The 10,083-nt window shown below is 72.1% G+C and carries 8 protein-coding genes; 4 read left to right on the forward strand and 4 right to left on the reverse strand.

Annotated features, from left to right (window positions below; genetic code table 11):
- Both HLK59_RS44905 and HLK59_RS44910 read right to left on the reverse strand, forming a co-directional pair.
- The coding region (locus HLK59_RS44905; protein ID WP_171147445.1) for a benzoate-CoA ligase family protein at positions 1-1,454 on the reverse strand (1,454 nt) is incomplete at its 3' end.
- Positions 1,455-1,523: 69 nt separating this feature from the next.
- Positions 1,524-3,041 carry an aminotransferase class V-fold PLP-dependent enzyme gene (locus tag HLK59_RS44910; RefSeq protein ID WP_171147446.1) on the reverse strand — a complete coding sequence of 506 codons (1,518 nt, stop codon included), beginning with the start codon at positions 3,039-3,041 and terminating at the stop codon, positions 1,524-1,526.
- Positions 3,042-3,269: 228 nt separating this feature from the next.
- On the opposite strand from HLK59_RS44910, the gene HLK59_RS44915 reads away from it, so the two are divergent.
- Genes HLK59_RS44915 through HLK59_RS44925 form a run of 3 tightly spaced genes read left to right on the forward strand, consistent with a single transcriptional unit; the run spans position 3,270 to position 5,985 of the window.
- On the forward strand, positions 3,270-4,046 hold the full coding sequence (locus HLK59_RS44915; protein WP_171147447.1) for a methyltransferase domain-containing protein: 777 nt from the start codon (positions 3,270-3,272) through the stop codon (positions 4,044-4,046).
- A 56-nt stretch (positions 4,047-4,102) separates the two neighbouring features.
- Positions 4,103-5,422 (forward strand): salicylate synthase, encoded by a 1,320-nt coding sequence (locus HLK59_RS44920; RefSeq protein WP_346779968.1) that lies wholly within the window; start codon positions 4,103-4,105, stop codon positions 5,420-5,422.
- Positions 5,419-5,985, forward strand: a complete 567-nt coding sequence (locus HLK59_RS44925; protein ID WP_171147448.1) for a GNAT family protein — start codon at positions 5,419-5,421, stop codon at positions 5,983-5,985. The genes HLK59_RS44920 and HLK59_RS44925 overlap by 4 nt, the downstream gene beginning before the upstream one ends.
- Here the strand turns inward: HLK59_RS44925 and HLK59_RS44930 are convergent.
- Both HLK59_RS44930 and HLK59_RS44935 read right to left on the reverse strand, forming a co-directional pair.
- Positions 5,966-7,009: a zinc-dependent alcohol dehydrogenase family protein gene (locus HLK59_RS44930; RefSeq protein WP_171147449.1), complete on the reverse strand. Its 1,044-nt coding sequence runs from the start codon at positions 7,007-7,009 to the stop codon at positions 5,966-5,968. The two genes, HLK59_RS44925 and HLK59_RS44930, sit on opposite strands and share 20 nt — an antisense overlap.
- Positions 6,978-9,254: an MMPL family transporter gene (locus tag HLK59_RS44935; protein ID WP_171147450.1), complete on the reverse strand. Its 2,277-nt coding sequence runs from the start codon at positions 9,252-9,254 to the stop codon at positions 6,978-6,980. The genes HLK59_RS44930 and HLK59_RS44935 overlap by 32 nt, the downstream gene beginning before the upstream one ends.
- A 143-nt stretch (positions 9,255-9,397) precedes the next feature.
- Here HLK59_RS44935 and HLK59_RS44940 point away from each other — a divergent pair, with 143 nt between their 5' ends.
- The gene (locus HLK59_RS44940; protein WP_171147451.1) at positions 9,398-10,063 is read left to right on the forward strand and encodes a TetR family transcriptional regulator; all 666 of its coding nucleotides are present in this window, start codon (positions 9,398-9,400) and stop codon (positions 10,061-10,063) included.
- Positions 10,064-10,083 lie beyond the last annotated feature (20 nt).

Here is a 10,083-nt window from a genome sequence, read left to right on the forward strand (position 1 = left end):
GGGCGCTTGTGGGCGGGGAGTTGCTCAGCGCAGACGGCGGCGAGCGCGGCGCCGTCGACGTGCTCGCCGGACGCGGGGACCACGCAGGCCACGGGGCGGTCCAGGCCGTCGGGGTCCGGTGCGGCCACGACACACGCGGCGGCCACGGACGGGTGCCTCAGCAGCAGGTTCTCGACCTCGGCGGGGGCGACCCAGATACCGCCGCTCTTGATCATGTCGCCGGCCCGTCCGTGGCAGACGTAGAAGCCGTCGGCGTCCCGGGTGAACAGGTCGCCGGTGTCGATCCACTCCCCCTCGAAGACGGTGCGCGTGGCATCGGTGCGGCACCAGTAGCCGACGGCCGCCGAGGGGGCGCGCACCTTCAGTACGCCGTCCTCCCGGATGCGCAGTTCGTAGCCGGGGACGGGGGTGCCGAGGGTGCCGGGGCGGTTCTCGCCGGGGCGGTTGGACAGGAAGATGTGCAGGGCCTCGGTGGAGCCCATGGCGTTGAGCAGGTCCGTCCCGAAGCGGGCGCGGAAGCGGTGGTGGAGCTCGGGCGGCAGCGGCTCCCCCGCCGACACGGCCACGCGTACGCCGTGGAAGGCGTCCTCGCGAAGGTGGTCGGACCTGAGCAGGGCCGCGTAGGAGGTGGGGACGCCGAAGAAGACCGTCGGCGCGTCCTCGGCGAGCCGGCGGGCGATGCTCTCGGGCGTCGGCGGGGCCGGGTCCAGGACGGCGGCGGCTCCGGCGGCGAGGGGGAAGAAGCAGGAGTTGCCGATGCCGTACGCGAAGAAGAGCTTGGCGACCGAGAAGCAGCGGTCCTGCGGGCGCAGGCCCAGCACCTCCTGCCCGTACCGCTCGGCGACGAACCGGATGCTCGCGTGCCGGTGCATCGCGGCCTTGGGGGTCCCTGTCGTGCCGGATGTGTAGAGCCACAGGGCGGGCGAGTCCTCGGTGGTGCGGTCGGCCGCGCGATCGGCGGGCGCGGCCGACTCGCCCGCCGCGATCAGGTGCTCCCAGCGGATCCGCAGCACGGACGGCGGCGGCCGCACGGGCGCGTCGTCCAGCACGACGACCCCCACCAGATCGGGAACGGCCGCGGAGTCCCGTACGGCCGTCTGCACCCGGTCGCAGAACTCCGGACCGGCGAGCAGATGGCGGCAGCGGGAGTCGGCGACGAGGGCGGTCAGTTCGGCGGGGGTGCTCATGGTGGACACGGGGACGGGAACCGCGCCCATCCGCATCAGGGAGAGCAGCGCCACGACGGTTTCGGGACCGTCGGCCGCGTGGACGAGGACACGCTCCTCGGGCCGGACCCCGAGCGCCCGCCACCCGGCACCGGCCGAGGCGACCCGGGCCCCGAGTTCGGCGTACGTGAGGGTCGAGCGGGCCCCGATGAGGGCGGGCCGATCGCCGAACCCCCGCGCTATCTGCCGGTCGACGAGGTAGGTGGCGGCATTGAAGGCAACGCCCATGACTCCTCCTGGCTGAGGTCGGTGGGGTAGGTGAGTGGGGTGGATGGGGACTCGGCGGGCCGACCGGGGCTATGTGTCGCCCTTGCACATGCGGAGGAGTTCCAGGGCCAGGCGGGTGCCGTCCTGGCCCAGGCGGTGGTGGAAGCGTTCGACGATCTCCCGCTCGCGGGCGAGGTCGGTGCGGGCCATGGCGCCTTCGAGGCGGGAGCGGCGGATACCGCGGCTGACTCCGCCGCGGGCGGTGATGAGGCCCATGAGGTCGTCGTCCAGAGCGTCGATGAGGGCGCGTTGCCCGATGATCCGCGCGGCGGCGGAGCGGGGCTGGGACCGGGTGTGCGCCGGTGGCCGTCCGTTGCGGCGGGGCCGGCGCTGCCACTCCTCGGCCGCCGCCAGCAGGGCGTCCAGGTCCCGGAGGGTGTTGTAGAGGTGGCAGCTGACCCGGACGCCGCCCACCCCGGAGGTGAAGCGGACACTCACCGCGACCCCGGCCGCCAGCAGCGACCCCATCAGCGCCGTGTCGGTGGCCGCGCGGCCGGTGCTGAAGGTGATGATCCCGGAGCGGTGCCGGGGGTCGCGCGGGCTGACGACGGTGAGGCCGAGACGGTCGAGGCCCTCGGTCAAGTAGTCGGTGAGCGTGCGCAGATGGGTCTCGATGCGTTGCGGCCGCAGTTCGAGGAGGAGGGAGAGCGAGGCCGAAAGGCCCACCGCGCCCGGGTAGTTGCCCGTCCCCCCGGTCTCCCAGGCGTAGGCGTCCTCGCTGAACTCGTAGTCCTGCAAGGGGGTGATGTCCGGGCGGAGGAACGACTCACCCCAGGTGCGGGCGGGCGGACGTGCCGCGAAGAAGCCGGCGAGGGGGCGACGCAGCCGGGGGCGGACGGCCGGGTCCAGGTACAGGAAGCCGGTGCCGAACGGTGAGCACAGCCACTTGTGTCCGCCGCACACGACGATGTCGACGGGGGTCTGCCGGACGTTCAGCGGCAGCGCGCCGAGGTGCTGGGCGGCGTCGACGACCAGCCAGACGTTCCGCCGCCGGCACAGCTCCGACAGTGCCGCGAGGTCGGCGCGGAAGCCGTTGGTCCACTGGACCGAGCTGAGCGCCAACACCTTGACGTCACGGGTGAGTTCGGCCCGTACGGCGTCCACCGTGACCCGTCCGGACTCGTCGTGCGGCACGGTCCGTACCGTGATGCCCCGGTCCTTGAGCTGCCGCCACATGATGCCCATCTGGATGAACTCCAGGTCGGGGATGAGGACTTGGTCGCCGGCCCGCAGCGGGAGGGACTCCAGCGCGATCTTCAGACCGTGGGTCGCGCTCTCCGTCAGGGCGATGTCGGCCGCGTCCGCCCCGATCAGCCGCGCCACCAACGGCCGCGCCTGCGCACGTAATTCATTCAGTCTGCCGTGCATCGCGGTCCCCGATTCCGCGGGGCAGTACTGCATTCCCTGTACGAGGTCCGTCACGGCCCGAACGGCCCGCAAAGGCGCCACTCCGATGCACGCGCTGTCGAGATAGGCCTTGTGCGCCAGCGCGGGGAACTCCCGCCGCACACAGGCCGTGAAATCACCGGAAACGCATTCTTCACCCATCTGGAACTCCCCGCCGAAATAACGCATTCGACCTGCCGAGCTGCGTTCGACGTTCAGTGGAGCCGACGGGAGTGAAGCGCTTCAAGGGCGCATATGCGGTGATGAGCGCATGCCCCGGGCACAGGCGGCGCGCATGTATTCATACGACTATCCACTTAGCGTCAACCTGATTCGGTTGCCTGCGATCACCCTCTGTATCGCGGACTTTCCAGCTGTGACGATTTCCTCATGTCTCGCTACCTTTTCGACAACGCGGCTCCGCAGTCGGCCGGGCGATTTCACGCCCTGGAATCCCGCTACGACCCCGCGTCCAGAAAGGCACTGGAACGGACCGGAATCGGGCCGGGCTGGAGATGTCTGGAAATCGGCGGGGGCGGCGGCTCCCTGGGCGACTGGCTGGCCGACCGGGCCGGCCCGGACGGGGAGGTCGTCGTCACGGATCTCGCGCCGAGCCCGTCCTCCCGGGCCAATGTGCGGGTGCTGCGGCACGACATCACCCGCGATCCGCTCCCCGCCGGCGGCTTCGACCTGATCCACGCCCGGCTGGTGCTGCTGCACCTGCCCGAACGGCTGGCCGTGCTGGAACGGCTGGTGGGGGCGCTGCGGCCGGGCGGCCGGCTGGTCCTGGAGGAGTTCGACTGCACCTGGACGCCCGTGCTCGCCGCGCCCGACGACAGCGCGGTCCCGCTCTTCGAGCGACTGCACTCTGCCCTCATGGCCCAGTTGGAGAAGGCGGGGGCGGAACCGCGCTGGGGCCGCCAGGTGGTGGGCGCGATGTTGCGGGCGGGGCTCGAAGACGTCACCGCGACCACCTATGCCGAGTCCTGGCAGGGCGGCGGCGAGGGCATCCGGCTGCATCGCGTGAACACCGAGCAGGTGGCCGGGCTCCTGGAGGTCTCCGCCGAGGAACTGGACCGCTTCCTGGCCCTCCTCGACGACCCGTCCTTCGTCGTCAACTCCTATCCCCTGGTGAGCGCCCAGGGCCGTCGCAAGCCGTCTTCATAGAACGCCGCAAGCCGCCGCAAGCCATCGCAAGCCGTCGCAAGTCGTTGGGAGAGCTCGTGAAGTACCGGGAGATCCACCTTCCGTCGGCCGAGGAGCCCCTCGCTCTCATGGCCCGCCTCGCCCGCAGCGGCCTTTTCGCCCAGTACGCCGTGTACGAGAACGGCCCCGAGTGGGCCTTCGCCGGTGGCACGCTGGCCGAACTCCGCCTCGACCGGGACGCCTTACGCGGTACGAGGGACCTGTCGGCCGTGGAGGAGTGGCTCGCCTCGCTGCCCGTGAGCGACTACCGCGTCTACGGCTGGGCCGCCTTCGAACTGGGCGCGGCGCTGGCGGGCGTCGACCCGGGCGACGAGGGCCTCCTGCACCTGGCCGTGCCCGTGGGCGAGGTACGGACCGACGGCGGGACGGTGCTCGTCCGGGCCGTGGACGACGGGCGACTGGAGCGGCTGGTCCACCTCGTTCGCACGCCCGGCGACCCGACGGGCGCATCCGCGGACCGGGTCGCTCCGGTGCTGGACGACACCGGCGGCTACCGGGACGCCGTGGCCGCCGTCCTGACCCATCTGCACGGCCCGGGCCCCCTGGAGAAGGTGATCCTGTCGCGGCGGGTCGCGGTGCCGGTCCCGCTGGACCTGACCGCCACCTATGTGGCGGGGCGCCGGGCCAACACACCCGCCCGGTCCTTCCTCCTCGACCTCGGCGGCGTCCACGCGGCCGGGTTCAGCCCGGAGACCGTCGCCGAGGTCACCGCCGACCGGCGGGTGCTGAGCCGCCCGCTGGCCGGGACCCGGGCCCGCACCGGCTCCCCGGCCGAGGACGCCCGGCTCCGCGCCGACCTGCTCGGCGACCCCAAGGAGATCCACGAGCACGCCGTCTCCGTGAAACTCGCCCTGGAGGACCTCGCCGCCGTCTGCGACGAGACCTACGTCGCCGAGTACCTGACCGTCCAGCAACGCGGCACCGTCCAGCACCTGGCCTCCACCGTCGTCGGCCTGCTGCGCGAGGACCGCACGCCCTGGCAGGCCTTCGCCGCGCTCTTCCCCGCCGTCACCGCCACCGGTATCCCCAAGGCCCCCGCCTACCCCCTCATCCGGCGCCTCGAAGGCCGCCCCCGTGGCCTGTACGCCGGTGCCGTGCTCACCTACGACGCGTGCGGCACCCTCGACGCGGCGCTCGTGCTGCGCACCGTGTTCCAGCGGGACGGCCGCTGCTGGCTCCAGGCCGGCGCCGGGATCGTCCGGCAGTCCCGGCCCGAACGGGAACACGAGGAGACCCGCGAGAAGCTGCGCAGCGTCGCGGACCATCTGGTGCCGGCGGCGGAGGCCGCGAAAATCCCGAGCCGCGGGGAGGTCGCCTCTGACACAGTCGCCCGATGAGCGACTTCTCTGTCAAACCTGTCCTCACCGGCGAGAAGACCGTGCTGCGTCCGTTCACGGAGGCGGACGCGGAGGGTATGTGGGAGATCATCGGCGACGAGGAAGTCACCCGTTTCACGGGCGACCCGGCCGACGAGCTCACCCCGGAGCGGCTGCGGGACTGGTACGGCTCCCGCGGCGCCCAGCCCGACCGCCTCGACCTCGCCGTCACCGACCCCGCCACCGGTGAACTCGTCGGCGAGGTCGTGCTCCACGAGTGGGACCCCGACGCCCGCAGCTGCACCTTCCGCACCCTGATCGGTCCCCGGGGGCGCGGCCGGGGCATCGGCTCGGAGGCGACCCGGCTCGTCGTCGGGTACGGCTTCGAGCGACTCGGTCTGCACCGCATCCAGTTGGAGGCGTACGCCTTCAACCACCGGGCCCTGCGCGTGTACGAGAAGGCCGGGTTCGTACGGGAGGGGCTCCGGCGGGAGACCGAGTTCAAGCACGGCGCATGGGTCGACGAGGTCGTCATGGGCATCCTCGACCGCGACTGGGCCGCCCTCACCGCCACGGCTCGATGACCGTCACCCCCGCCCCGGGCGCCTTGCCCATCGCGGCCAGTGCGGCGGGTGTCGCGTCCAGGTCGATCGAGGACGTCACCAGCAGGTCGGGCCGCAGCACGCCCGCCCGGACCAGCTCCAGCATCGGCGGGTAGGTGTGCGCGGCCATGCCGTGGCTGCCGAGGAGTTCGAGCTCCAGGGCGATCGCGCGGGCCATCGGAACCGGGGTCGTGCCGGTGGGTGAGGGGAGCAGGCCGACCTGGACGTGCCGTCCGCGGCGGCGCAGCGAGCCGACCGAGGCCGCGCAGGTGACCGGTGAACCGAGGGCGTCCAGGGAGAGGTGCGCACCGCCGCCGGTCAGCTCTCGGACCGCCTCCGCCGTGTCCCCGGCCCTCGACGCGTCCACGCACTCGGCCGCGCCGAACTTCCGTGCCAGGCCGAGCGCCTGCGGGGACACGTCCACCGCCACCACCCTCGCCCCCGACGCCGCCGCGATCATCACCGCCGACAGGCCCACCCCGCCGCAGCCGTGCACGACGACCCACTCCCCCGCGGCGACCCTTCCCTGCTGCACGACCGCGCGGAACGCCGTGGCGAAACGGCAGCCGAGCGCCGCGGCGGTGGCGTAGGACAGGTCGTCGGGGATCGCCACGAGGTTCACGTCGGCGTGGTCCAGGGCCACGTACTGGGCGAACGAACCCCAGTGGGTGAAGCCGGGCTGGGTCTGGTGCGGGCAGATCTGGTGATCGCCCGCGGCACAGGTCGCGCAGCTGCCGCAGGCGCAGACGAAGGGGACGGTCACTCTCCGGCCGGGGCGCCAGGCGGTGACCGCGGCGCCGACCGCCTCCACGACACCGGCGAGTTCGTGGCCGGGTACGTGGGGGAGGGTGATGTCGGGGTCGTGGCCCTGCCAGCCGTGCCAGTCGCTTCGGCAGAGGCCGGTGGCTTCGACTCGTACGACGACGCCGTGGGGGGCTGGTCGGGGGTCGGGCAGCTCCCGTACGTCGGCCGGGTCACCGTATTGCTCGAATACCACCGCTCGCATCTGCCGTCCCGTCGCCGTTTTCGTCTGCGGGTACATCGTGGCTGGTCGCGCCCCGCGGCGGAGCCGCATTTCGATACAGCCCCGCGCCCCTGTCGGGGCGCTTCTGCTCCCCCTCGCTCAGTCCGAACCGTTCGTGGAACCTCCGCAGCGGGCCCGGTGCCCACCATGTCGCCCGTCCCGTCAGCCTCATCACCGCCGGGACCAGCAGGCTCCGCACGATCATCGCGTCCATCACCACCGCGAGCGCGATGCCGAGGCCCAGCATCTTGGTGTTCGTCACCCTGGACGTTCCGATCGCCACCATCACCACCGCGAGGATCACCGCCGCCGCCGTGATCAGGCCGCCCGTGCGCTGGAGGCCGTGGCGGACCGCCTCGTTGTGGTCGCCTGTCGTGTCGTACTCCTCCTTGATGCGGGAGAGGAGGAAGACGCCGTAGTCCATGGAGAGGCCGAAGGCCACGCAGAACATGAGGACCGGGAGGGTCGTCTCGATCGAGCCGGGGCTGGTGAAGCCCAGCGGGCCGGAGAGGTGGCCGTCCTGGAAGACCCAGACCACGGCGCCGAACATGGCCGTCAGACTGAGCGCGTTGAGGACCACGGCCTGGATCGGTATCAGGACGCTGCCGGTCAGGAGGAAGACCAGCAGCAGGGTGACGATCGTGATGAACGCGACCGCCCAGGGCAGTTGCTCGGCGATCGCGTCCTTGGAGTCGACCAGGACGGCCGCGGTGCCGGTCACCTTGGTGTCGAAGGGGGCTTCGGTGGAACGCAGTTCGCCCACGAGGCGTTGGGCCGCGTCGTCCACCGCCTCGCCCTTCGGCTGCACCGTGAAGTACGCCGCCTCGCCGTTCACCAGGGGGCCGTCGACCCTCAGTACCTCGGGGAGTTCGGCGATCCGCTCCTTGTACGCGGTGTACTGGGCCTCGCTCGCCCGGCCCTCCGCCAGGACCTCCAGGCCGCCGCCGGGGCTGCCCGGGAAGCCGTCCCTGATCTGCTGCTGCACGACATGGGACTCGGCGGTCGAGGGCAGCTGACGGTCGTCGGCGGTGCCGAACCTCACGCCCAGGAAGGGGAGTCCGAGCAGGACGAGGACCGCGGTGGTGCCGAGGGCGAAGAAGGGGGCCCGGCGCATCACGAGGGTGGCCGCGCGGGCCCAGGCCGTGCCCTCCCGGGCGGGCCGCTCGCGGCGGAACAGGCGTCGCAGGTCCCAGGAGTCGACCCGCTCCCCCAGCAGGACCAGCGCGGCCGGGAGCAGGATCAGGGCGGCCGCGGCGGCCAGCAGGACGACCGCGATGCCGGCGTAGGCGAAGGAGCGCAGGAAGTACTGCGGGAAGAGCAGCATCGCCGCCAGGGAGACCGCGACCGTGAGGGCCGAGAAGAGGACCGTGCGGCCTGCCGTGCGCAGGGTGGTGCCGACGGCGGTCGACGGGTCGGCGCCGGCGGACAGCTCCTCGCGGAAGCGGCGGACGATGAACAGGGCGTAGTCGATGGCGAGGCCGAGGCCCAGGGCCGTGGTGAGGTTCATCGCGAAGACCGAGACGTCGGTGAACTCGGTCAGGCCGCGCAGCACCGCGTTGGTGCCCAGGATCGCCACGATGCCGATGCCGAGGGGCAGCAGGGCGGCGACCGCGCTGCCGAAGACCATCACCAGCAGGACGAGTGTCACCGGCAGGGCGATCAGCTCGGCCCGGGTGAGGTCCTCCTGGATGATCGTCTGCATCTCGCGGCGTACGGCGACCGGGCCGCCGATCGTCACCTCGACCGGGCCGTGCGTACCCCGGAACGAGGGCGCGAGGCGGTCCAGGGTCTCCCCCATCGCCTTCTCGTCGCCCGTGATGCGGGCGGCGATCAGCGCCTGGTGGCCGTCCTTCGCGCGCAGGGCCGGGGCGCCGGTGGCCCAGTAGGAACCGACGCCTGTCACACCCTCCTCGCCCGCCAGCCGCTCCGTCAGACGCCTGGCCTCGGCCGCGACCGCCGGGGCGTCCACATCGGCGCTCCCCGCGTCGACCAGGAGGAGGAAGTTGGGCTGGGAGTCCGGGAACTCGCGCTCCAGGGCCTTGGTCGCGTACGTGGACTCGGCGGCCGGGTCCTCCCAGCCGCCGGCGCCCATGCGGTCGGCGACCCCGCCGCCGGCCAGCACGGCGAGCACGGTGAGCACGAGGGCCGCGAGCAGCGACAACCGAGGGCGGGCGGTGACGAGCTTGGTCCAGCCCCCGGGGCGCGGCGGCTTGTTGACTTCGGTCATCGTGCGGTGTCCCCTTCACCAGGCAGCATGGACCTGCCGTTGCCTTGCCATAGACTGGCAAACACGAGACATCGCTCGCGTTTCTCCAGAATGCGAGCGACCGCTCGTGTTGTCAATCCTGTTCGGAGAGTTGGGGATAACGCGTGCCCGCGAACGAGGAGAAGGACCAGCCGCGCCGCCGCCAGGCCCGCGGCGAACGCCGTATCGCACAGCTGCTCGAAGCCGCGGCCTCCGTCTTCTGCACGACCGGCTACACGGCCGCCAGCACCAACGCCATCGCCCGCGAGGCGGGCGTCTCACCGGGCACGCTCTACCAGTTCTTCCCGAACAAGGAGGCGATCGCCGTCGAGCTCGGCGGCCGGCTCATGCACGACATGCGGGAGACCTACGGCGAGGCCCTCGCGCCCGTCGACCCGTCGACCCCGCTGGAGCAGGCGGTCGGGACCATCGTCGACCGGTTCATCGACTTCAACTGCCGGCACCCGGTGTTCTTCGCGCTGATGCACGGCCCCGACATCCCCGGCCGGATCGCCGAGCAGCACGACGCCCTGCACGCGACCCTCGTCGCCCGCATCGAGAACCTGCTCCGCGCGTTCATGCCCGACGCCCCTCAGGCCTCGATCACCCGGGTCGCGCACATGGGGCTGGGGATGTACATGGCGGGGCTGGAGCTCGTACTCGCCCATGAGGGCGCCGAACGCGACGCGTACGTCCAGGAGTTGAAGAACGCCCTGACCCGCTACCTCGACCCGCTCGTGGGAGCCAGGCTCGGCCTGCCGGGACGCCTCACCACGACTCAGACCCCCTGACCGCCCCCTCCGTCACCGCC

The sequence above is a fragment of the Streptomyces sp. S3(2020) genome (assembly GCF_013044505.1).
In the GTDB taxonomy this organism is placed as follows: domain Bacteria; phylum Actinomycetota; class Actinomycetes; order Streptomycetales; family Streptomycetaceae; genus Streptomyces.

Coding starts and splice junctions, on each gene's coding strand:
- HLK59_RS44910 (WP_171147446.1), bottom strand. CDS start 3,041: ATGGGTGAAGAATGCGTTTCCGGTGATTTCACGGCCTGTGTGCGGCGG.
- HLK59_RS44915 (WP_171147447.1), top strand. CDS start 3,270: ATGTCTCGCTACCTTTTCGACAACGCGGCTCCGCAGTCGGCCGGGCGA.
- HLK59_RS44925 (WP_171147448.1), top strand. CDS start 5,419: ATGAGCGACTTCTCTGTCAAACCTGTCCTCACCGGCGAGAAGACCGTG.
- HLK59_RS44930 (WP_171147449.1), bottom strand. CDS start 7,009: ATGCGAGCGGTGGTATTCGAGCAATACGGTGACCCGGCCGACGTACGG.
- HLK59_RS44935 (WP_171147450.1), bottom strand. CDS start 9,254: ATGACCGAAGTCAACAAGCCGCCGCGCCCCGGGGGCTGGACCAAGCTC.